Annotated in this window: 21 protein-coding genes; 10 read left to right on the top strand and 11 right to left on the bottom strand. The window is 69.3% G+C overall.

What is annotated here, in order from left to right; translation table 11 throughout:
• Positions 1–117 precede the first annotated feature (117 nt).
• Positions 118–765 carry a hypothetical protein gene (locus HV783_RS20890; protein WP_175189808.1) on the top strand — a complete coding sequence of 216 codons (648 nt, stop codon included), beginning with the start codon at positions 118–120 and terminating at the stop codon, positions 763–765.
• A 114-nt stretch (positions 766–879) separates the two neighbouring features.
• The gene (gene hpaR / locus HV783_RS20885; protein ID WP_054502418.1) at positions 880–1,323 is read left to right on the top strand and encodes a homoprotocatechuate degradation operon regulator HpaR; all 444 of its coding nucleotides are present in this window, start codon (positions 880–882) and stop codon (positions 1,321–1,323) included.
• Position 1,324: 1 nt separating this feature from the next.
• On the opposite strand, the gene hpaD is transcribed toward hpaR, so the two are convergent.
• Both hpaD and hpaE read right to left on the bottom strand, forming a co-directional pair.
• Positions 1,325–2,176 carry a 3,4-dihydroxyphenylacetate 2,3-dioxygenase gene (hpaD, locus tag HV783_RS20880; protein ID WP_175189807.1) on the bottom strand — a complete coding sequence of 284 codons (852 nt, stop codon included), beginning with the start codon at positions 2,174–2,176 and terminating at the stop codon, positions 1,325–1,327.
• A gap of 39 nt (positions 2,177–2,215) precedes the next feature.
• The gene (hpaE, locus tag HV783_RS20875) at positions 2,216–3,682 is read right to left on the bottom strand and encodes a 5-carboxymethyl-2-hydroxymuconate semialdehyde dehydrogenase (protein WP_175189806.1); all 1,467 of its coding nucleotides are present in this window, start codon (positions 3,680–3,682) and stop codon (positions 2,216–2,218) included.
• A 216-nt stretch (positions 3,683–3,898) separates the two neighbouring features.
• On the opposite strand from hpaE, the gene HV783_RS20870 reads away from it, so the two are divergent.
• From HV783_RS20870 to hpaI, 4 genes are read left to right on the top strand one after another with little or no spacing between them, the layout of a single operon-like run.
• Complete coding sequence (locus HV783_RS20870) at positions 3,899–4,927, top strand: fumarylacetoacetate hydrolase family protein (protein ID WP_175189805.1); 1,029 nt, start codon at positions 3,899–3,901, stop codon at positions 4,925–4,927.
• A gap of 21 nt (positions 4,928–4,948) precedes the next feature.
• Positions 4,949–5,698 (top strand): fumarylacetoacetate hydrolase family protein, encoded by a 750-nt coding sequence (locus HV783_RS20865; RefSeq protein WP_049073071.1) that lies wholly within the window; start codon positions 4,949–4,951, stop codon positions 5,696–5,698.
• A 23-nt stretch (positions 5,699–5,721) separates the two neighbouring features.
• Positions 5,722–6,525 (top strand): 2-oxo-hept-4-ene-1,7-dioate hydratase, encoded by an 804-nt coding sequence (gene hpaH, locus HV783_RS20860; protein WP_175189804.1) that lies wholly within the window; start codon positions 5,722–5,724, stop codon positions 6,523–6,525.
• A gap of 14 nt (positions 6,526–6,539) precedes the next feature.
• On the top strand, positions 6,540–7,340 hold the full coding sequence (hpaI, locus tag HV783_RS20855; RefSeq protein WP_175189803.1) for a 4-hydroxy-2-oxoheptanedioate aldolase: 801 nt from the start codon (positions 6,540–6,542) through the stop codon (positions 7,338–7,340).
• 171 nt (positions 7,341–7,511) lie between these two features.
• Here hpaI and HV783_RS20850 read toward each other — a convergent pair whose 3' ends face one another.
• Together HV783_RS20850 and alr are read right to left on the bottom strand one after the other, a co-directional pair.
• Positions 7,512–8,231 (bottom strand): SDR family oxidoreductase, encoded by a 720-nt coding sequence (locus tag HV783_RS20850; RefSeq protein ID WP_020928472.1) that lies wholly within the window; start codon positions 8,229–8,231, stop codon positions 7,512–7,514.
• A gap of 220 nt (positions 8,232–8,451) precedes the next feature.
• The gene (gene alr, locus HV783_RS20845; protein ID WP_054502050.1) at positions 8,452–9,579 is read right to left on the bottom strand and encodes an alanine racemase; all 1,128 of its coding nucleotides are present in this window, start codon (positions 9,577–9,579) and stop codon (positions 8,452–8,454) included.
• Between the two features lie 135 nt (positions 9,580–9,714).
• Between alr and hpnC the strand changes: the two genes are divergently transcribed.
• From hpnC to hpnE, 3 genes are read left to right on the top strand one after another with little or no spacing between them, the layout of a single operon-like run.
• Positions 9,715–10,545, top strand: coding sequence for a squalene synthase HpnC (hpnC, locus tag HV783_RS20840; protein ID WP_064524709.1), 831 nt, complete (start codon positions 9,715–9,717; stop codon positions 10,543–10,545).
• Between the two features lie 19 nt (positions 10,546–10,564).
• Positions 10,565–11,428, top strand: coding sequence for a presqualene diphosphate synthase HpnD (hpnD, locus tag HV783_RS20835; protein ID WP_006384298.1), 864 nt, complete (start codon positions 10,565–10,567; stop codon positions 11,426–11,428).
• Complete coding sequence (hpnE, locus tag HV783_RS20830) at positions 11,425–12,750, top strand: hydroxysqualene dehydroxylase HpnE (RefSeq protein WP_175166718.1); 1,326 nt, start codon at positions 11,425–11,427, stop codon at positions 12,748–12,750. Before hpnD ends, hpnE begins: the two co-directional genes overlap by 4 nt.
• A 60-nt stretch (positions 12,751–12,810) precedes the next feature.
• Here the strand turns inward: hpnE and HV783_RS20825 are convergent, their stop codons facing one another.
• From HV783_RS20825 to HV783_RS20810, 4 genes are all read right to left on the bottom strand, one after another.
• On the bottom strand, positions 12,811–13,203 hold the full coding sequence (locus tag HV783_RS20825; RefSeq protein ID WP_064528463.1) for a CrcB family protein: 393 nt from the start codon (positions 13,201–13,203) through the stop codon (positions 12,811–12,813).
• A gap of 4 nt (positions 13,204–13,207) precedes the next feature.
• On the bottom strand, positions 13,208–13,762 hold the full coding sequence (locus tag HV783_RS20820; RefSeq protein ID WP_049073064.1) for an HdeD family acid-resistance protein: 555 nt from the start codon (positions 13,760–13,762) through the stop codon (positions 13,208–13,210).
• Positions 13,763–13,890: 128 nt separating this feature from the next.
• On the bottom strand, positions 13,891–14,850 hold the full coding sequence (locus HV783_RS20815) for a tripartite tricarboxylate transporter substrate binding protein BugE (RefSeq protein ID WP_054502048.1): 960 nt from the start codon (positions 14,848–14,850) through the stop codon (positions 13,891–13,893).
• A gap of 33 nt (positions 14,851–14,883) precedes the next feature.
• Positions 14,884–16,350, bottom strand: a complete 1,467-nt coding sequence (locus HV783_RS20810) for an N-acyl-D-glutamate deacylase (protein ID WP_175189802.1) — start codon at positions 16,348–16,350, stop codon at positions 14,884–14,886.
• Between the two features lie 148 nt (positions 16,351–16,498).
• On the opposite strand from HV783_RS20810, the gene HV783_RS20805 reads away from it, so the two are divergent.
• Entirely contained in the window at positions 16,499–17,467 is a 969-nt protein-coding gene (locus HV783_RS20805; RefSeq protein ID WP_175189801.1) for a LysR family transcriptional regulator, read from the top strand.
• Between the two features lie 69 nt (positions 17,468–17,536).
• Here HV783_RS20805 and HV783_RS20800 read toward each other — a convergent pair whose 3' ends face one another.
• The 3 genes from HV783_RS20800 to HV783_RS20790 are packed head-to-tail and all read right to left on the bottom strand — an operon-like array spanning position 17,537 to position 20,088.
• Positions 17,537–17,980: an SRPBCC family protein gene (locus HV783_RS20800; RefSeq protein WP_064528455.1), complete on the bottom strand. Its 444-nt coding sequence runs from the start codon at positions 17,978–17,980 to the stop codon at positions 17,537–17,539.
• 54 nt (positions 17,981–18,034) lie between these two features.
• The gene (locus HV783_RS20795) at positions 18,035–18,865 is read right to left on the bottom strand and encodes a phosphoenolpyruvate hydrolase family protein (protein WP_175189800.1); all 831 of its coding nucleotides are present in this window, start codon (positions 18,863–18,865) and stop codon (positions 18,035–18,037) included.
• 11 nt (positions 18,866–18,876) lie between these two features.
• A complete protein-coding gene (locus tag HV783_RS20790) occupies positions 18,877–20,088 on the bottom strand; it encodes a Tm-1-like ATP-binding domain-containing protein (RefSeq protein ID WP_175189799.1) in 1,212 nt (403 codons plus the stop codon).
• Positions 20,089–20,167: the final 79 nt, after the last annotated feature.

The following is a 20,167-nucleotide window of genomic DNA, read 5'->3' as shown; positions in this document are numbered from 1 at the left end:
ACCTAAACCGGAACAAGACCCGCCCCTGGACGAGACCGCCGGACCACCGGCGCGGCACAGGCCAAGGTCAGACGCGGATACGCCTTGCCACCAGGCGTATGCGCGAGGAGTACGCGCATGAGCATTACCTATCGCCCCCCCTTCGACGAAGACGACGAACTGGATTTGCGCGCCCTGTATCGCAAGCCCAGGGCCGGCGGCAGCCCCGAACTGGATGCGGCGGTGCGCCGCGCCTGGCATCCCGGCCGCAGTTGGCACCCGGGCTGGGCCGCAGCCGCCTGCGCGGCGCTGGTCGCCGGCCTGTTCGCCTGGACCGACATGCGTGAAAACGCGGAAATGGCCGACATGACGCCGCAACTGGCCGTGTCGCACGAACCGGCCATCAACATCGAACGCGGCCCGGCGCCGCGGCCAGAGGTCGCCGAAGCGCCCGCGCCGCAGCCGGCGTCCGCGCCGGTGCAGCGCGCCGCGGTGCAGACGCCCGCGGACGCCCCCGCCGCCGTCCCCGCCCAGCAGGCCAGCGTCGACGCCACGCCGGCTGCCGCCACGGCCGCGGCCGAACAGCCGGCCGAGGCGGCCAGCAGCGAGCCGGTCGCCTTCAGCGAACAGGACATCGAGACTCGCGTGGCGCACATCCGCGCCTTGATGCAGGACGACCAGCAGGAAGAGGCCGTGACGGCGCTGCGCGAATTGCAGCAGGGCGCCCCCGACCTGACCCTGCCCGACGACCTGCAGGAACTGGCGCAGCAGAACCCCGCGTCCTGACCCCGTTTCCGCGTTCCGTTTTACCCGTCCAGGCCCGCCATCGTTGCGGGCCTGGACGTTGATACCCCCGAGATCCGGTCAGAAACTGATCGGCTTCTTGCTAACATGGCCAACATGAGTCCGAGCTTCCACCACCGCAACCTTCCCCACCTGCTGCTTTACGCGCGTGAAACCCTGATGGCGCATTTCCGCCCGATCCTGCACGCGGCCGGCGTCACCGAACAGCAATGGCGGGTGTTGCGCACGCTGAGCGAAGTCGGCGCGATGGAACCCAACCAGATCGCCCGCAGTTGCCAGATCCTCAGCCCCAGCCTGACCCGCATGCTGGCGGGCATGGAAGAACAGGGCCTCATCAAGCGGGTTCGCTCGAACGCGGATCAACGGCGCCAGGAGATTTCGCTGACGCCCAAGAGCAATAAACTGATCGACCGCATGCGGCCGCAGGTGGATGCCAAGTACCAGGAAATCGAGGACCGGATCGGCAAGGAATTGCTCGACCGCCTGTACGCCGACGTCGACGCGATGGTCGACCTGATCAAGCGCGACCCGACCGAATGAATCAGTCCGGCACGGGCAGGATCGCGTTGATCTGGCCCGTGCCCGAACTGGTGAAGTAGTCCGTGACGATCTCGGCCGGCCGGTCGTAGGCATCCCAGCCCAGCAGCCCCAGCAACATGGCGGTGTCGTGCATGCCGCCCTCGCCCACGCACAGCTCGGCGTATTCCGGCAGCATGGCGCAGAACGTCTTCCAGTCGCCCTGGCGCCACAGGTCCACCACCCGCAGGTCGACCTGGCGGTAAAACTCGCGGCTGATGTTATGCATGGCGGCCTCGGGGCTGCCGTTGTCGTTGAAGCGGTGCGACAGCGAACCGCTGGCCAGCACCGCGACGCGGCTGTCGCTCTGCGCGATGGCCTGGCGCAGGGCCGCGCCGAAACGACGGCTGTCGTCCAGCGAATGCCAGGCGCACCAGGCCGCCACCGACACCACCTTGAAGCGGTCGTCGCCATTCATGTAGCGCATCGGCACCAGCGTGCCGTATTCCAGTTCCAGGCTGGCGATCTCGTGCGCGCGGGTGGGCACGCCGGCGGCGCCGGCGCATTCGGCGATGCGGCGGCCCAGCGCCGGGTCGCCGCGGTAGGCGTAATCCATGTCCTGGACGAAGTGCGGCAGCTCGTTGCTGGTGTAGCGGCCGGCGAAGCGTTCATTGCAGTTGATGTGGTAGCCGGCGTTCACCAGCCAATGCACGTCCAGCACCACCAGCGTATCCACGTCCAGGTCGCGGCAGCGCTGACCGATGATCCGATGGCCCTGGATCGCGGCTTCGCGGCAGCCGTGATGGCGGCCGGGCATTTCGGACAGGTACATCGACGGCACGTGCGTTACCTTGGCCGCCAGCGCGAGCTTGCCCATGATGCGTGTCTCCTGTTGTTTTCGGTATCCGGGCGCCTGTCAGACGCCCCACTTCGGAATGGGGTGGCTGCCCATCGAGACGCAGACGTTCTTGATCTCGGCGAACACTTCGTAGCTGTATTCCCCGCCCTCGCGGCCGGTGCCGGATTCCTTGGTGCCACCGAACGGCTGGCGCAGGTCGCGCACGTTCTGGCTGTTGATGAACACCATGCCGGCCTCGATGCCGCGCGCCAGCCGGTGGGCGCGGCCGATGTCGCGGGTCCAGATGTAGGAGGCCAGGCCATACTTGACGTCGTTGGCCAGCGCCAGGCCGTGGGCCTCGTCCTTGAACGGAATCAGGCAGGCGACGGGCCCGAAGATCTCTTCCTGGGCGCAGCGCATGCGGTTGTCGACGTCGGCCAGCACCGTGGGCCGCACGAAATTGCCGCCGGCCAGGTGCGCCGGCAGGCCCTGCGGCGCGTCGGCGCCGCCCGCCAGGATGCGCGCGCCCTCTTCCTTGGCCAGGCGGATGTAGCCGGTGACCTTTTCCCAGTGCTGGCGGGTGATCATCGCGCCCACATTGGTCTTGTCATCAGTCGGGTCGCCCACCACCAGGCGATTGGCGCGCTCGGCGAAGCGGCGCACGAAGTCATCGTAAATCGATTCCTGCACGAAGATGCGCGAGCCCGCGGTGCAGCGCTCGCCATTGAGCGAGAAGATGGTGAACAGCGCCGCGTCCAGCGCGCGCTCGACGTCGGCGTCGTCGAACACCAGCACCGGCGACTTGCCGCCCAGCTCCATCGAGAACTTCTTGATGCCGCCCGCGTTCGCCATGATCTTCTTGCCGGTGACGGTGCCGCCGGTGAACGAGATCGCGCGCACCCCGGGATGGCGCACCAGCGCGTCGCCGGCGGTGGCGCCATAACCCTGCACCACGTTGAGCACGCCGGGCGGGATGCCGGCTTCCAGCGCCAGCAGGCCGAGCTGGTCGGCGGTCAATGGCGACAGCTCCGACATCTTCAGCACGGCGGTATTGCCGAGCGCCAGGCAGGGCGCGGTCTTCCAGGTCGCGGTCATGAAGGGCACGTTCCAAGGCGACACCAGCGCGCACACCCCGACCGGCTGGTACAGCGTGTAGTTCAGCATCTGGTCGTCCACGGGATAAGTGTGGCCGTTCATGCGGGTGCAGACTTCGGCGAAGAAGGTGAAGTTCTCGGAGGCGCGCGGGATCAGTTGTTTGCGCGTCTGCGAGATGGGCAGGCCGGTATCGCGGGTTTCCAGCTCGGCCAACTGCGGCACGTTGCGGTCGATCAGTTCGCCCAGGCGGCGCATCAGCCGCGCGCGTTCCTTGGCGGGCGTGCCGGCCCACTTGGGAAAGGCCTCGGCCGCGGCGGCCACGGCGGCGTCGATCTCGGCCTGGCCGCCGGCGGCCACGTCGTCGATGGCCTCGCCCGTGGCCGGGTTGAAGGTGGTGAAGCGGTCGGCGCTGTCGACCTGCCTGCCGTTGATCCAGTGCTTGATGCTCACGTGCGTCTCCTCGCCTTGGGCGGACGGCCGGCGCCAATGCGGCGGGCGGCTCGACATTTTAGTTAACTCGTTAACTTTATGCGTCGGCGATGGCGCTGTCAACGACGGAAAACCCCTGTCGCGCGGCTGCGCGGACGATTGCGGCCGACGCCCTTTTTTCGCTATGATAATTAACATGATAACAATATGCCGGAGGGGGCTGGTCCCGCGCCTGTCATGCCACATATCTGGATCGAGTACTCCGCCAACCTGGACCTGGACACCCGCGCCCTGATGCGCGTGGTGCAGGACGCCGCCGTCGGCGACGGCAGCCTCTATCCGCTGGCCGGGGCCCGTACCCGCGCCGTGCGGATCGATGACTACCTGATCGCGGACGGTCATCCCGACAACGCCTTCGTGCACGTGCTGCTGCGCATCGGCCACGGCCGCAGCGCCGCGCAGCAGGCGGCATTGGGCGAACGCACGTTCCAGGCCCTGCGCGACGCGCTGGAGCCGGAAATGGCGCGCCTGCCGCTGGGCCTGTCGCTGCAGGTGGAAGAAGCCGACGCGGTGCTCAACTACAAGCACAGCAACTATCGCGAATACCTGGCGGCCCGCACCGCCGCGCTGCCGCGCACGGTGGCGGGCGCCGCGCTCAATACCCGCCAGGCGCTGGCCGCGCTGGGCGAGGCGGTGAACGCGCCGCCCTACCAGGCCGCGCCGCGCGCGCCGGTGCTGTACATCAAGCCGGCCAATACCTATGCCGCCCACGGCGACGCGATCACGCTGCCCGCCGACGTGCCCCAGGTGCGCATCGGCGCCACCCTGGGCATCGTGTTCGGCCGGCGCGCCAGCCGCGTCAGCGAAGCCGAGGCGCTGTCCCACGTGGCCGGCTATCGCGTGGTGGCCGATCTGTCGGCGCCGCACGACAGCTATTTCCGTCCAGCGCTCAAGCAGCAATGCCGCGACGGCTTCTGCCCGATCGGCCGCGCGCTGGCGCCGGTGTCGTCCGTGGCGGATCCGGACGCGCTCGCCATCGAGGTCTGGATCGACGGCGCACTGGCGCAGCGCGCCAGCACCGCCGACCTGGTGCGGCCGGTGGCCCGCCTGATCGCCGACGTCACCGCGTTCATGAGCTTCGAACCCGGCGACATCCTGCTGGCCGGCGCCCGCGCCGACGCGCCGCTGGCGCATGCGGGCCAACGCTACGAGATCCGCATCGACCAGGTCGGCACGCTCGGCAACACGCTCATCGCCGGCGCCTGAGGCGTCCCCACGGAACCCGCCATGAAACACGCACGCATCGCCCACGAAGGTGCCATCCACGCCGCCACCGACGCCGGCCACGGCCAGATCCGCCTGGCCGACGGCCGCCTGCTGGCCGAGGACGCGGTGACCTGGCTGCCGCCGATCGAGCCGCGCACCACTTTCACGCTGGCCATCAACTATGCCGACCATGCCAAGGAACTGGCGTTCAAGGCGCCGCCCGAACCGCTCGGCTTCCTGAAGGCAGCCAATACCTTTGTCGGCCATCGCGCGCAGACGCTGCGGCCGGCGGACGTGGGCTTCATGCACTACGAATGCGAGCTGGCCGTGGTGATCGGCAAGACCGCGCGCAACGTCACGCGCGAGCAGGCCTATGACTACGTGGCCGGCTACACCGTGGCCAACGACTACGCGCTGCGCGACTACCTGGAGAACTGGTATCGCCCCAACCTGCGCGTCAAGAGCCGCGACACCTGCACCCCGCTGGGGCCATGGCTGGTGGACCGCGACGACGTGGCCGACCCGATGAACCTGGACCTGCGCACCACCGTCAACGGCGTCGAGACCCAGCGCGGCAACACCCGCGACATGGTGTTCGACATCCCCGCCCTGATCGCGTACTTCAGCGGCTTCATGACGCTGTCGCCCGGCGACCTGATCCTGACCGGCACCCCGGATGGCATCGTCAACGTCCAGCCGGGCGACGAGGTCGTGACCGAGATCGACGGCATCGGCCGTCTGGTCAACACGCTGGTGCCCTGCCCCGCCTGATCCCCCCTACCTGGATACCCCGCATGCTCGATTCCACCACCGTGCGCGCGCTGGCCGCGCGCCTGCACGACGCCGAACGCACCCGCCAGCAGATCCGCCAGATCTCGCTGGAACACCCCGACATCACCATCGCCGACGCCTACGCCATCCAGCGCGCCTGGATGGACATCAAGCTGGCCGAGGGCCGCGTCAAGCGCGGCCACAAGATCGGCCTGACCTCGCGCGCCATGCAGTTGTCGTCACAGATCGACGAACCCGATTTCGGCATGTTGCTCGATGACATGTTCTTCGAGGATGGCGGCGACATTCCCGCCGGCCGCTTCATCCTGCCGCGGCTGGAAGTGGAGTTGGGCTTCGTGCTGGGCAAGCGCCTGCAAGGGCCGAACGTGACCCTGTTCCAGGTATACGACGCGGTCGACTACGTGATCCCGGCGCTGGAGATCATCGATGCCCGCTCGCACGGCATCGACCCCGACAGCAAGCATCCGCGCAAGGTGTTCGACACCATCGCCGACAACGCGGCCAACGCCGGCGTGGTGATGGGCGGGCGGCCGGTGAAGATCGGCGAGCTGGACCTGCGCTGGATCGGCGCGATCCTGTCGCGCAACGCGGTGATCGAGGAAACCGGCGTGGCCGCCGGCGTCTTGAACCATCCGGCCAATGGCGTAGTATGGCTGGCGAACAAGCTGGCCGCGCACGAGGTGGCGCTGGAAGCGGGCGAGATCATCCTGTCGGGTTCCTTTACCCGGCCGGTGGCCGCGCGCCCCGGCGACACCTTCAACGTCGACTACGGCGTGCTCGGCTCCGTCAACTGCCACTTCATCTGACCTCAACGCGGCCCATGGATATCCTGACCAATCAGTTCAAACGCGCGCTGCGCGCCGGCACGCCCCAGATCGGCCTGTGGGCCGGCCTGGCCAGCGCCTACACCTCCGAGATCATCGCCGGCGCCGGCTTCGACTGGCTGCTGATCGACGGCGAGCACGCCCCCAACACGCTGCAGACCACGCTGGCGCAACTGCAATCGGTGGCCGCCTATCCGGTGGCGCCGGTGGTGCGCCCGGCCTGGAACGATCCGGTGCAGATCAAGCAGATCCTCGACACCGGCGCGCAGACGCTGCTGGTGCCGATGGTGCAGTCGGCCGAAGAGGCCGCCGCCGCCGTGGCCGCGGTGCGCTATCCGCCCGCCGGCATCCGTGGCGTGGGCAGCGCGCTGGCGCGTTCGTCGCGCTGGAACCGCATCCCCGACTACCTGGAGCGCGCCAACGACGAGATGTGCGTGCTGGTGCAGATCGAGACGCCGCGCGGGGTGGAGGCGCTGGAGGCCATCCTGGCGGTGGACGGCGTGGACGGCGCCTTCGTCGGCCCGGCCGACCTGTCGGCCAGCATGGGCTACCTGGGCCAGCCCGAGCATCCCGAAGTCACCCGCACCATCGACGCGGCCATCGGCCGCATCGTCAAGTCGGGCAAGGCCGCCGGCATCCTGCACAGCGGCGTGGCGCAGGCCAGGCACTACCTGTCGCTGGGCGCGACCTTCGTGGCGGTGGGCGTGGACGCGGTGCTGCTGGCGCGCGCCGCCGAGAAGCTGGCCGGCGAGTTCAAGGACGTCAAGCCGGCCGCCAAGGCCGGCGGACCGTACTGAGCCGGACCGCAAACGGAAAAAAACCCCACGCTCCGCCGCTACGCGGGTCGCCGCCCCTGCGGAGGCGCGCTTTTGCCTTTGAGGGCAGCCCGGCGGCAAAAAAGGCGCCCGTGGGGCGCCTTCTTTATACCGTGCCACGGGCGGCGTGCCGGCCGTGGGGCGGGCGGGCGATCAGGAGCGGCCGCCCAGGCTGCCGCCGCCGTCCACGCCCAGCACCTGGCCGGTGATGAAGCCGGCGTCGTCCGACAGCAGGAAGGCGATGGCGGCGGCCACTTCGGCCGGCGTGCCCAGGCGCTTCATCGGCACCGAGGCCAGCGCGCGCTTTTCGCCTTCGCTGCCCGCCGGACGGGTGGCGCGGAACATTTCGGTTTCAATGGGGCCCGGCGCCACCGCGTTGGCGGTCACGCCGTATTCGGCCAGTTCCAGCGCCCACGTGCGGGTGCAGCCGACCAGCGCGCTCTTGGCGGCCGAATAGGCGGTGCGTTCCAGGCCGCCGTGGATGGCGCGGCTGCAGACGTTGACGATACGGCCGGCGCGGCGCGCTTTCATCGATTCGATGAAGGCCTGCGTCACCTGCACGGCGACGCGCACATTCAGGTCCAGCACGTTGTAGAGGGTGGCCAGATCGATCTCGCCCAGCGGCTGGGGCGAGGCGATGCCGACGTTGTTGACCACGGCATCGACCGGGAATTTCTCGCGGATCTCGCGCAGCACTTCCTCGGTGCGGCCGGCGTCGGCCAGGTCACAGGCATAGAGGTAGCCGGGAAAGTCCACATCACCGGTATTGCGCGCGATACCGACCACATGACAACCCATGTCGGACAGCCGCTGAGTAAGGGCCCAGCCTATGCCTTTGGTGGCGCCCGTGATGAGCACGCATTTGTCCTTCATGGATCGAAACCTCGTCGTTCGTTACTGGGGCGAAAACGGGCGCTTGGGCGCCCGGTTTTCAAGTAGACACCATCCGGCGTTGCCTGTCTTGTAAATTGCGTAGCAATTCTTGCATGCCGGACACCTGCCGCCGTGGGCGGAAGTACCCGGTGAAAAAGGACGCCGTCAGGCTTGCGACAGGCAAGAGTCGGAAAAGTGCCCGGGGTTGGTCAAAAAGGGATCAGGCGTCCCGGGTGACCGGCACGCGCGGCGCCAAGGCGCAAAGGAGCTCGTAGCCGATGGTGCCGGCCGCGAGCGCGACTTCGTCCACCGACGGCCCCTCCTCGCCCCACAGCGACACCGGGGCGCCGACGCCGGCGGCCGGAATCGGGTCCAGGTCGACGATCAGCATGTCCATCGACACCCGCCCGACCAGCCGGGTACGGACGCCGGCCACGACCACCGGGGTACCGGTGGCGGCATGGCGCGGATAGCCGTCGGCGTAGCCGCAGGCCACGATGCCGACGCGCATGGGGCGGTCGGCGCGGAACAGCGCGCCGTAGCCGACCGAGTCGCCGGCCTTCAATTCCTGCACCGCGATGATCTCGGAGCGCAGCGACATGGCTGGCTTGAGCCCGAAGGCGGCGGCCTCGGCGTCGGCGAAGGGCGAGGCGCCATACAGGCAGATGCCGGGACGGACCCAGTGCGCCTGGCTCTCGGAACCGACGGCGACCTCGGCGAAGCGCAGGGTGGCCGCCGAATTGCAGACGCTGACAGGCCCGGTCATCTTATGCGTCACCGAATTGAACACGGCCAGTTGCTCGGTGATGCCCTGGGGGCCGTCGGCGCAGGCGAAATGGGTCATCTTGCCGATCGAGCCGATCACGCCCTGCTGTTGCAGCAGCAGCGCGCGCTCGTGGGCGGCGGGATAGGCCGCGGGCGAAAAGCCCAGCCGGTTCATGCCGCTGTTGAGCTTGAGCATGACGTCCACGCGGCGCGACAGTCGGGCGCGCGCCAGCATGTCGAGCTGTTCGCGCTGATGCACGGTGATGCTCAGGTGGTAGCGGTCGACGATCTCGAGATCGGACGGATTGAAGAAGCCTTCGAGCAGCAGGATCGGACCGCCCCAGCCGGCCTCGCGGCAGCGCACGGCCTCGTCCAGGTCCAGCATGGCCAGCCCTTGCGCCTTGGAAAAACCGGCGACGGCCTGTTCGATGCCATGGCCGTAGGCGTTGGCCTTGATCACTGCCCAGATCGACGGCGGCACGCCGCCGGCCGCGGCGGCGGTCTGGTCGAGGTGGCTGCGCACGGCGGCCAGGTTGTGGGCCAGGGCGGAAACGGAAACGGTGGCTGAAATTGGGCGGGGCATGGTATGAGATCCTGTGGCGCTTAAGTCTAACTGATCGGCGTGTCGGCGGCGCGGGGCCGCGGCGCCGCACGTACTCTAAAATGACCGGGATCCGGCCCGCGCGGCCAGACCGCAGTCAGAAAGCAGGACCAGACCATGCCCATCGATCACTACGAGAATTTTCCCGTCGCCTCGCTGCTGCTGCCGCGCAGGCTGCGCGGCGCCGTGACCGATCTGTACCGGTTTGCCCGGGCGGCGGACGATATCGCCGACGAAGGCAGCGCCAGCGACGACGAGCGGCTGGCCCAACTGGCGGCCTTCCGCGCCGAACTGCACCGCATCGGCGCCGAACCGGGCGCCGTGCCCGCGCCCGGCGCGCCTCAACTGGCCGGCATTTTCGTGCCGCTGGCGGCCACCATCGCCCGCCACCAGTTGCCCATTACGCCGTTCTACGACCTGCTGTCGGCCTTCGAACAGGACATCAGCGTCAAGCGCTACGAGGACTACGCCACGCTGGCCGATTACTGCACCCGCTCGGCCAATCCGGTCGGGCGGCTGATGCTGCATCTGTTCGATGCCGCCGAACCCCACAACGTGGAGCAGTCGGACGCCATCTGCACCGGGCTGCAACTGGTGAACTTCTGGCAGGACGTGCGGGTCGACTGGCACAAGCACCGCGTCTACCTGCCGCAGGAAGACCTGGACCGCTTCGGCGTCTCGGAAGAGGACCTGGCGGCCTGCCGCCTGACGCCGGGCTGGCGCGCGCTGATGGCATTCCAAGTGGAACGCACCCGCGCGCTGCTACACTTCGGCGCTCCGCTGGCGCGCCGCCTGCCGGGCCGAATCGGCCTGGAACTGCGCCTGGTGGTGCAAGGCGGGCTGCGCGTGCTGGAGCGGATCGAGGCGAGCGGCTACGATGTATTCATGAACCGACCCGAATTGGGCGCCAAGGACTGGGCCATCATGCTCTGGCGCTCCATCAAGTAAGCAAACGGCCCTGCCAACTATGACCCCTGACGAGTACTGCCAGGAGAAAGCCGCCAAAAGCGGTTCCAGCTTCTACTATTCCTTCCTGTTCCTGCCGCCCGAGCGGCGGCGCGCCATCACGGCGCTGTACGCCTATTGCCGCGAAGTCGACGACGTGGTCGACGAATGCACCGACCCGTCGCTGGCGCGCATCAAGCTGGCCTGGTGGCGCACGCAGGTCGACCAGATGTTCGACGGCAAGCCCGACCATCCCGTGACCCGCGCGCTGCAACCGCACCTGCAGAGCTGTTCGATCACCCGCGAGCGCCTGCTGGCCGTGGTCGACGGCATGGAAATGGACCTGGACCAGACCCGCTACCTGGACTGGCCCGGCCTGCGCAAGTATTGCTGGCATGCCGCCGGCGTGGTCGGCGAACTGTCGGCCGGCGTCTTCGGCTACACCGATCCGGCCACGCTGGTGTACGCCGAGAAGCTCGGCCTGGCGTTCCAGATGACCAACATTATCCGCGACGTGGGCGACGACGCCCGCCGCGGCCGCATCTACATCCCGGTCAACGACATGCAGCAGTTCGAGGTCAAGGCCTCGGACATCCTGAATGGCGAGTATTCCGAGCGCTTTTCGGCCCTGATGAAGTTCCAGGCCGAGCGCGCGCGCGAGTTGTACCGCGAGGCGATGCGCAGCCTGCCCGAAGCCGACCGGCGCGCGCAGCGTCCCGGCCTGATGATGGCGGCGATCTATCACGCGCTGCTCGACGAGATCGAGCGCGACAACTGGCAGGTGCTGCATCAGCGCATCTCGCTGACGCCGCTGCGCAAGCTGTGGCTGGCGTGGAAGACCTGGGTAGGCGGCGGGCGCGGACTGGTCCGCCGGTTGGCACGGTGAAGGCGGCGGTCATCGGCGCCGGCTGGGCGGGCCTGGCGGCCAGCGTCGCCCTGCGCGAAGCCGGCGCCAAGGTCACCGTGTTCGAAGCCGGCCACACGCCCGGCGGCCGCGCCCGGCGGGTGTTCCACGATGGCTTCGAATCGCCGCTGGACAACGGCCAGCACCTGCTGTCGGGCGCCTACACGCACACGCTGGCGCTGATGCGCCGGGTGGGCCGCAACCCCGATGCCCTGTTGATGCGCCGATCGCTGCGGCTGGCGAGCCTGGACGGCCGCTTCCGGCTGTCGGCGCCGCGCCTGCCCGCGCCGCTGCACATGGCGGTGGCGATCCTGGGCGCGCGCGGCCTGTCGTGGGCCGACCGCTTTGCCACACTGCGCCTGATGCGCGGCCTGCGAGCCATGTCCTGGACGCCGCCGCGCGACTGGACCGTGTTGCAGCTCCTGCACTATCACGCGCAGTCCGACGCCCTGATCCGCCAGGTCTGGGAACCGCTGTGCCTGGCCGCGCTGAATACCCCCGTGGCCAGCGCCAGCGCCGGGTTGTTCGCCCGCGTGCTGCGCGACAGCCTGGCCGGCCGCCGCGAAGACAGCGACCTGCTGCTGCCCTGCACCGACCTGTCGGCGCTGTGGCCGGACGCCGCCGCGCGCCAGGTCACCATGCGCTACGGCAGCACGGTGCGCCAGTTGCGGCCGGCGGAGGACGGCATCGACATCAACCAGGAACGCTTCGACGCCGCCGTGCTGGCGGTGCCGCCGGCGTTCGCCGCGCGCCTGCTGGACGCGCCGCTGCGGGCGGCCGGCGCCACCGGGCTGCTGGACGCGCTGCGCGCCTTCGACTATCTGCCGATCGCCACGCTCAACCTGCGGCTGGCCGGCCCCTGGCGCCTGCCCGAGCCCATGATGATGCTGCGCGAAGAGCCGGCCCGTGGCCACGTCGGCCAATGGCTGTTCGACCGCGCGCAATTGGCCGGCGATGCCCTGGCCGGCGAACTGGCGGTGGTGGCGAGCGCCGCCACCAGCCTGGCCGACCGCAACCGCCAGCAGGCCATCGAGGCCCTGATCGACCAGGTGGCCGAACAGGCCGCCGCCCATCCGCAACGGCTGCCGCCGATGCCGGAAGTCGCGGCGGCGGAATTGTTCATCGAAAAACGCGCCACCTTCGCGGCGGTGCCGGGTCTGACGCGGCCCTTGAACAGCACGCCGTGGCCGACGCTGGCGCTGGCCGGCGACTGGACCGATACCGGCTATCCCGGCGTGCTGGAAGGCGCGGTGCGCAGCGGCCTGGAAGCGGCGCGGGTGCTGAATCCGCGGGCCGGCGACTGAAGCGTCGCCAAGGCGCCACGCAACCGCATGGCGGCCCGGCGCCGCCGCAACGCGGGCGCCTCAGCGCAACAGGCTGGCCGTTGCCAGGCCCAACCCCGTCAGCAGCAGGGATCCGAGCAAACTGAAGCCGGCGTAGCCGAGCGCGCCGCCGTACGCGCCGCGCTCGAGCATCGCCACGGTTTCGGCCGAGAAAGTCGAGAAGGTGGTCAGACCGCCCATGAAGCCGGTGATGGCCCCCAGCCGCACCCAGGCGGGCCATTCGGGATGGCCCGCCACCAGCGCCAGCACCAGCCCCACCAGATAGCCCCCGGCCAGGTTGACCGCGAGCGTGCCCCAGGGCCACGACTCGGTGTTGAGCCACAGGCTGACGAGCCAGCGGGCCCAGGCGCCGAACATGGCGCCCAGGCCCACGGCCAGGAAGTTCAGGGGAATCAGGGTCTGGTAGGCGGACATGGACTCAGGGCGCGCGGTGCTGCTTGAGGCGCAAGGAAAAGACCAGCAGCAGTATGCCAAAGAACACGGCATAGATACCGATGACCCACACCAGCGCCAGCGCGCCGGCCCCCGGCTGCATCACCAGCATCGCGCCGAACAGGACCGACACCAATCCGGACAGCCCCAGGAACCATTCGTTGCGGATTTCCTTGCGGAAACGGATCGCGGCAATGATCTGGAACACGCCGGCCACCAGCGCCCAGATGGCGATGATGTAGAGCAGGATCAGCGCCGTCAGCCCCGGCCACAGGAAAGTGACGATGCCGGCCGCCACGCCCAGCAGGCCGACGATGATCAATGCCCACAGCGGCTTGCCGTGGTCGCGGATGCGGATGCCGGCGATCAGCGCCAGCACGCCATCGGCCAGCGCGAACGCGCCCCACACCAGCACCAGCGCCGACAAGGTGATCGCCGGCATGAACACGGCCATCAGGCCGAACAGAATGGCGACGACGCCGCGCAACGCCACCCAACCCCAATGACGACCGATCTGATCCACGACTTGCGATTCAAGCATGACGACCTCCGGTAACACGTAACGGGTGACCTATCTTATTTGAATTTCCCCGCCCGTGGACCGCCTGGCCGCCGTGACCCGGCTGGCCGGAAAGACCGTGCCAGCCGGAGACGGCCGGCTCCCCCGCCTTACTGCAGCTTGATCTGCGCGCGCTCGATCACCGATTTCCACCGGTCGCGCTCGGCGCGGATCTGCTCACCGAACTCGGCCGGTGAATTGCCCAGCGGGAAGGCGCCCGTCTCTTCCATCTTGGCGGCGGTGGCGGGGTCGCGCACCGCCTTCGCGAAGGCCTGCGCCAGCTTGTCGCGCACGTCGGCCGGCATGCCCGCCGGCCCCACCACGCCGTACCAGGCCGTGACGTCGTAGTCCTTGTAGCCCTGCTCCGCGAAGGTCGGCACGTCCGGCAGGCGCGGATTGCGCGCGGTCCCGGTGATGGCCAGCGCGCGCAGGTGGTTGCTCTTGATGTAGGGCAGCGACGACGGGAAGTTGTCGAAGATCACGGGCACCACCCCGCCCACCGTGTCGGTCAGGGCCGGCGCCGAGCCGCGGTACGAGATGCTGTTCATCTTGCCGCCGGTGATCTGCAGGAACCAGATCATGCCCAGGTCGTTGACGCCGCCGGCGCCTGCGTTGGCGTAGCCGTCCTTGCCGGGATTGGCGCGCACGTGCGACACGAATTCCGCCAGCGTCCTGGCCGGATACTGCGGGTTGACGCTGAGGATGTTGGGGCTGGTCACCAGGTTGCTGATGGGCGTGAAGTCCTTGACCGGGTCATAGGCCAGCTTGGGGAACAGGTGCGGCGCGGTGCCGTGGGTGCTGACGGTCGCCAGCCCCACCGTGTAGCCATCGGGCTTGGCGCGCGCGGTGGCGGCCATGCCGATGGTGCCGGAGGCGCCGGTGCGGTTCTCCACCACGACCTGCTGCCCCAGGATCTCGCCCGCCTTGGCCGCGGCCAGCCGGCCGACGATGTCGGTGGGGCCGCCGGCCGGGAACGGCACGATCAGGGTGATGGGGCGGTCGGGGAATTCGGCATGGGCGGCCGGCAACAGGGCGGCCAGCGCCAGGGCGACGCAAGTCTTGCGGATCATGGGGTTGTCTCCTGTGGGGATCGGTTCTGCTTGTTATCGGGAAAGAACGGGCGCGGCGGCGATGCTGGCGTCGCGGCGCAATATCCTGCCGGGACGATGCGTGCCGGGCGCCGCCGGGAACACCGGGCAGCCGTTGACCAGCACATGCTCGATGCCGGCCGAGGCCAGCGTCGGCGCGTCCCAGGTAGCGCGGTCGCACACCGTGTCGGCGTCGAACACCACCACGTCGGCCCAGGCGCCCACGGCCAGCCGGCCGCGATCGGCCAGGCCGAAGACGCGCGCCGGCAACGAGGTCATCTTGGCCACCGCGGCCTCCAGCGTCAGCAGCTCGGCCTCGCGCACGTAGCGTCCCAGCACGCGCGTGAAACTGCCCCACAGGCGCGGGTGCGGATGGGCGTCGTTGGGCAGGCCGTCGGAGCCCACCATGCAGCATTCGTGCTGGAAGATGCGGCGCACCTCGTTTTCGTCCATGGCGAAGTAGATCGCGCCCGCCGGGCACAGGCGGCGCGCCGCCGTGACCGGATCGCAGCCCCAGCGCGCGGCGATCTCGGCCAGCGACTGGCCGCCGCATTCGGGATGCGGCGTCGACCAGGTGATGCGGATGTCGTCGATCTGGTCGGCGCGCTCGGGAATCAGGATGGTGGAGCTGCCAGGATACGGATAGATGTCCAGCGCCACGTCGACGCCGGCGGCGCGGGCACGGTCGATGTTGGCCAGCGTGGCGGCGCTCTTGCCCCAGTTGGCCGGCATCATGCATTTGTGGTGCGACAGCACCGTGGCGCAGCCGGTGCGGCGACCGATGCCCAGCACCTCGTCGACGGCGGCCTCGACCGCGTCGCCCTCGTTGCGGATGTGGCTGGTGTGCAGCGCGCCGTGCGAGGCCGCGACGCGCGCCAGGCCGTCGAGTTCGGCTTCCTCGGCGACGCCGCCGGGCTGGTAGGCCAGGCCCGTGCTGAACCCCACCGCACCAGCCTCCAACGCGTCGGCCAGCATGCGCTCCATCGCCCGCTGCTCCTCGGCGCTGGGCTGTGCCGCCGGATCAAGCATCGCGGCCAGGCGCAGGTTGGCGTGGCCCACCAGGGCGGCCACGTTGATCATCGGCCGCTGTTCCTGCAGCGCGCCGAAATACGCGGCCATGTCCGCGAACAGCGGCGAATCGCCCAGCAGCGCCAGCGCAGCGGCGGTGTTGCCCGGCAGCGGCGCGGGCGCGCCGCTGATGCCGCAGTTGCCAACCACCACCGAGGTGATGCCCTGGCTGGTCTTCCATTCCAGGCCCGGCCTTTCCACGAACATCAGGTCGTCGTGACCGTGGGTGTCGATGAATCCGGGCGCGACGATCCTGCCGGCGACATCGAGGCGTCGCGCGGCCGGGGTGGCCGACAGATCGCCAATGGCGGCGATGCGCTCGCCACGGATGCCGACGTCGGCGCGGCGGCGCGCGGCGCCCGTCCCGTCGATCACCCAGCCGCCTTCGATAACCAGATCCAGTTCTTCCTGCATGCCACTTCCGTCTCGATAGGGCCGGCATTGAGGCCGGCCGCTTGCGGGCCGTCCACCGACGGCTCCGATGCTTGATGAAGCCCCTAGTATCGTCCGCCCGATCAATCTGGAAAAATTGTTTTTATTGATCCATCCATCGTGATTTGAAATGAATCGCCTGCCCAAGCACGTCACCCTCAAGCATCTGACCGCGTTCGTCGCGGTGGCGCAGGAATCCAGCTTCACGCATGCCGGCAAGCGCCTGTTCCAGACCCAGTCGTCGGTGACCAGCCTGGTGCGCCAGTTGGAAGAGGCGCTGGCCACGCGCCTGTTCGCGCGCACCAGCCGGCGCGTGCTGCTGACGGCGGCGGGCGAGGAGTTCCTGCCGCGCGTGATGCGCCTGCTGGCCGATTTCGATGGCGCGATCGAGGACGTGGTGCGCTTCGGCGCGCTGGAACGCGGCCGGGTCGGCGTGGCGGCCGCGCCCTCGGCCATCACCGAGCTGATCGCGCCGGCGGCGGCGCGGTTCGCGGCGCAGTATCCCGCCATCCGCCTCTATCTGAGCGACGACAACTCCGGCCGCATCCAGCGCAAGGTGGCCGCGCGCGAAGTCGATTTCGGCCTGACCAGCCGTTGGGCCGATGCGCCCGGCCTGCAATTCGACGCGCTATTGGAAGACCGCTTCGGCGTGCTGTACCGGCGCGACGACGCCAGCCTGCGCCCGGGCCGCGACGGCGCCATGCGCTGGTCCGACCTGGCGGGCCGCAAGCTGGTGGGGGTGGTGGACGAGACCGGCATCATGGCGCTGCTGCGGGCCCGCGCGGACCTGCCGATCGAAGCCGCCGCGCCCTTCTACGAGGCCTCCAGCACCACTTCCCAGGCAGCGTTGGTGAAGGCCGGCATGGGCGTGGCGCTGCTGCCCGCGCTGGCGGCGCAGCGGGTGCTGGAACCGGGATTGGCGTTCGCGCTGCTGGCGCGGCCGACGGTGGTGCGCACGCTGTGCATCATCCGCCACAAGGAACATGCGCTGAGCCCGGCGGCCGAGGCGCTGATCCGCGCCATCCGCGACTACCTGCGCGGCGCGGCGCTGCCGGCCGGCTGCAAACTGTCGGCGGGCGCGACGCGCCGGCGCGCCTGACGCGGAGCGGCGTCGCCACGGCAACGCCAGCGGGGCATGCGCCCGCCCCGCCGCGACGATACGCGCCGCTCAGGCGCGCAGCTTCGCGTCCAGGGCCGCCAGTCCCGCGGCGAACACGCCCTGGCCCACGGCGGTCGCCACCGCCTGCAGGTCGGCGTCCGCCTCGACCCGGAAATCGGCCCACCATTCCACCAGCGTCGTGCCGCTCTCGGTGATGGCGCGCAGGTTGATGCCGGCGACGTAGTCACGCATCGGCAGATCGGTCTCGATGATGGAATAGCGCAGCGCGGTGCCCGGGTCGTCCAGCATCAGCAACTGCTCGCGCACGAAGCCCGAAGGCTTGAGCGACAGGTAGCGCACCGAGCCGATGGCGTCGTGGCGGCCGCCCTCTTCCAGGCGGCTGTGCGCAATGCCGGGATGCCACTCCGCCAGGCCGTTGAAATCACGAAACAGCGGCCAGACCTTGGCCAGCGGCGCCTGGACGATGGCGCTGGTATAGACGGTATGCGGCATGCGGACTCCTGACGGGCGCGCGGCGCCCCGGCGGAAACGGAGGAAGGGGAAATTTCAGAACGTCAGTTGCTTGAACTCGCGGGTGGCGGCGGTCAGCGCCTGCTCGGTGGGCAGGCGCTCCATCGAGCTGGCGCCGTAGAAACCGTGGCAATGCTGGCAATGGCGCAGGATGTGGGCGGCGTCCTCGGGCGTGGCGATGGGGCCGCCGTGGCACAGCACGATCACGTCGGGACGCACGGCCAGGGCGGCCGCCGCGATGCGGTCGATGGCGGCGACGCAGTCATCCAGCGTCAGCGCGGTCTCGGCGCCGATCGAACCGCCGGTGGTCAGGCCCATATGCGCCACGATGATGTCGGCGCCGGCCTGCGTCATGGCCACGGCGTCGTCCTTGTTGAAGACGTACGGCGTGGTCAGCATGCCCTTTTCGTGCGCCAGGCGGATCATGTCCACCTCCAGCGCGTAGCCCATGCCGGTCTCTTCCAGGTTGGCGCGGAAAGTGCCGTCGATCAGGCCCACGGTGGGGAAGTTCTGCACGCCAGCGAAGCCCTGGCGCTTGAGGTCGTCCAGGAACACGTCGAAGTCGCAGAACGGATCGGTGCCGTTGACGCCGGCCAGCACCGGCGTGCGCTTGACCACCGGCAACACTTCGCGGCCCATGTCGACCACGATCTCATTGGCGTTGCCGTAGGCCAGCAGGCCAGCCAGCGAGCCGCGCCCGGCCATGCGATAGCGGCCCGAGTTGTAGATCACGATCAGGTCGATGCCGCCCGCTTCCTCGCACTTGGCGGACAGTCCGGTCCCGGCGCCGCCGCCCACGATGGGGGTGCGGTCGCGCACCATGGCGCGGAACTTGTCCAGCAGTTGGTTACGGTCAAAGCGCGGCATGGCGGCAATCCTCAATGTTTGGCGATGGCTAGGAACTGCTCGACCGCGGTGCGGGCGAACAGGGGGTCGTTGATGTGGCACGGCACGCGCACCAGGCGCCGGTCTGCGGTCTGCACCAGGCGCGACTCCAGCGCCTCGAACAGCGCGGCGTCGGCCTGCGGATCCCAGAACGCCTGGCCCGGCGCGTCCAGCGCCGAGACGCCGCCTTCCGGGATCAGGAAGCGCACGGGGCCGTCGCAGCGGTTCAGCCGTTCAGCGATCCATTCGCCCTGGCGGCGGTTCTCTTCCGCCCTGGTGCGCATCAGCGTCACCTGCGGGTTGTGGGGATAGAAGGTGCGGCCGCGGTAGCGCTCGGGCACCGAATCCATGGCGCCGAAATTGACCATGTCGAGGGCGCCGCAGGAGCCCACGTAGGGCGCGCGCGTGCGGGCCACAGCGCCAAAGCGGTCCTCGGTGCAGGCCAGCACGCCGCCGAACAGGAAGTCGCAGACCTCGGTGGTGGTCAGGTCCAGCACGCCGGACAGCAGATGGCTGTCGAGCAGCTTTTCCATCGACTGGCCGCCGGTGCCGGTGGCGTGGAACACCAGGCAGTCATAGCGCGATTCGAGCAGCGGCGTGACCTGCTGCACGCAGGCGGTGGTGACGCCGAACATGGTGATGCCGACGGCGGGCCGGCTGTCATCGCCGGTGGCGCTGGCGGCCTGGCGGAAGGCGCCGCCGATGGCGCCGGCGGCATTGGCCAGCACGCGGCGCGAGATGCGGTTCAGGCCGGCCACGTCGGTCACGGAATACATCATGGCGATGTCCGACGGCCCGACATAGGGCGCGACGTTGCCCGACGCCATGGTCGAGACCATCAGCTTGGGCACGCCGATGGGCAGCGCGCGCATGGCCGGGGTGATCAATGCGGTGCCGCCGGAGCCGCCCAGGCCCAGCAAGGCGCCGATGTCGGGGTTGGCGGCGGCATAGTGTTCGAATGCCAACGCCATGGCAGCGATGGCGGTGCCCCGGTCGCCCGTGAACACGGCCTGCTCGCCCTGCGGGTGGCTGCGCGCAACTTCCCGCGCCTGCACTTGCGCCGCGCTGGCCGCGCCGGTGGTGGACACGTCAACCGAGACCACGTCCAGGCCGTCGCGCTTGAGCAGCTCGACCACGTACTCGGCCTCGTGACCCTTGGTGTCGTAGGTGGCGGCCACGAAAACCCGCCGATTCGAATGCGTCATGACTCCTCCGCGGGCGGCTACACTCGGTGCGCGCCTCGATATATGTCCGGGGCTAGTGGCCCTGTAGAATCAAGAAATG

This window comes from Achromobacter dolens, assembly GCF_902859745.1.
GTDB lineage: Bacteria > Pseudomonadota > Gammaproteobacteria > Burkholderiales > Burkholderiaceae_B > Achromobacter > Achromobacter dolens.
This window is presented reverse-complemented; position numbering and strand designations above follow the sequence as displayed.

Coding starts and splice junctions, on each gene's coding strand:
- HV783_RS20790 (WP_175189799.1), bottom strand. CDS start 20,088: ATGACGCATTCGAATCGGCGGGTTTTCGTGGCCGCCACCTACGACACC.
- hpaH (WP_175189804.1), top strand. CDS start 5,722: ATGCTCGATTCCACCACCGTGCGCGCGCTGGCCGCGCGCCTGCACGAC.
- HV783_RS20825 (WP_064528463.1), bottom strand. CDS start 13,203: ATGTCCGCCTACCAGACCCTGATTCCCCTGAACTTCCTGGCCGTGGGC.
- HV783_RS20795 (WP_175189800.1), bottom strand. CDS start 18,865: ATGCCGCGCTTTGACCGTAACCAACTGCTGGACAAGTTCCGCGCCATG.
- hpaD (WP_175189807.1), bottom strand. CDS start 2,176: ATGGGCAAGCTCGCGCTGGCGGCCAAGGTAACGCACGTGCCGTCGATG.
- hpnD (WP_006384298.1), top strand. CDS start 10,565: ATGACCCCTGACGAGTACTGCCAGGAGAAAGCCGCCAAAAGCGGTTCC.
- HV783_RS20805 (WP_175189801.1), top strand. CDS start 16,499: ATGAATCGCCTGCCCAAGCACGTCACCCTCAAGCATCTGACCGCGTTC.
- HV783_RS20890 (WP_175189808.1), top strand. CDS start 118: ATGAGCATTACCTATCGCCCCCCCTTCGACGAAGACGACGAACTGGAT.
- HV783_RS20870 (WP_175189805.1), top strand. CDS start 3,899: ATGCCACATATCTGGATCGAGTACTCCGCCAACCTGGACCTGGACACC.
- HV783_RS20865 (WP_049073071.1), top strand. CDS start 4,949: ATGAAACACGCACGCATCGCCCACGAAGGTGCCATCCACGCCGCCACC.
- HV783_RS20810 (WP_175189802.1), bottom strand. CDS start 16,350: ATGCAGGAAGAACTGGATCTGGTTATCGAAGGCGGCTGGGTGATCGAC.
- hpaI (WP_175189803.1), top strand. CDS start 6,540: ATGGATATCCTGACCAATCAGTTCAAACGCGCGCTGCGCGCCGGCACG.
- HV783_RS20800 (WP_064528455.1), bottom strand. CDS start 17,980: ATGCCGCATACCGTCTATACCAGCGCCATCGTCCAGGCGCCGCTGGCC.
- HV783_RS20820 (WP_049073064.1), bottom strand. CDS start 13,762: ATGCTTGAATCGCAAGTCGTGGATCAGATCGGTCGTCATTGGGGTTGG.
- alr (WP_054502050.1), bottom strand. CDS start 9,579: ATGCCCCGCCCAATTTCAGCCACCGTTTCCGTTTCCGCCCTGGCCCAC.
- hpnC (WP_064524709.1), top strand. CDS start 9,715: ATGCCCATCGATCACTACGAGAATTTTCCCGTCGCCTCGCTGCTGCTG.
- HV783_RS20850 (WP_020928472.1), bottom strand. CDS start 8,231: ATGAAGGACAAATGCGTGCTCATCACGGGCGCCACCAAAGGCATAGGC.
- hpaR (WP_054502418.1), top strand. CDS start 880: ATGAGTCCGAGCTTCCACCACCGCAACCTTCCCCACCTGCTGCTTTAC.
- HV783_RS20815 (WP_054502048.1), bottom strand. CDS start 14,850: ATGATCCGCAAGACTTGCGTCGCCCTGGCGCTGGCCGCCCTGTTGCCG.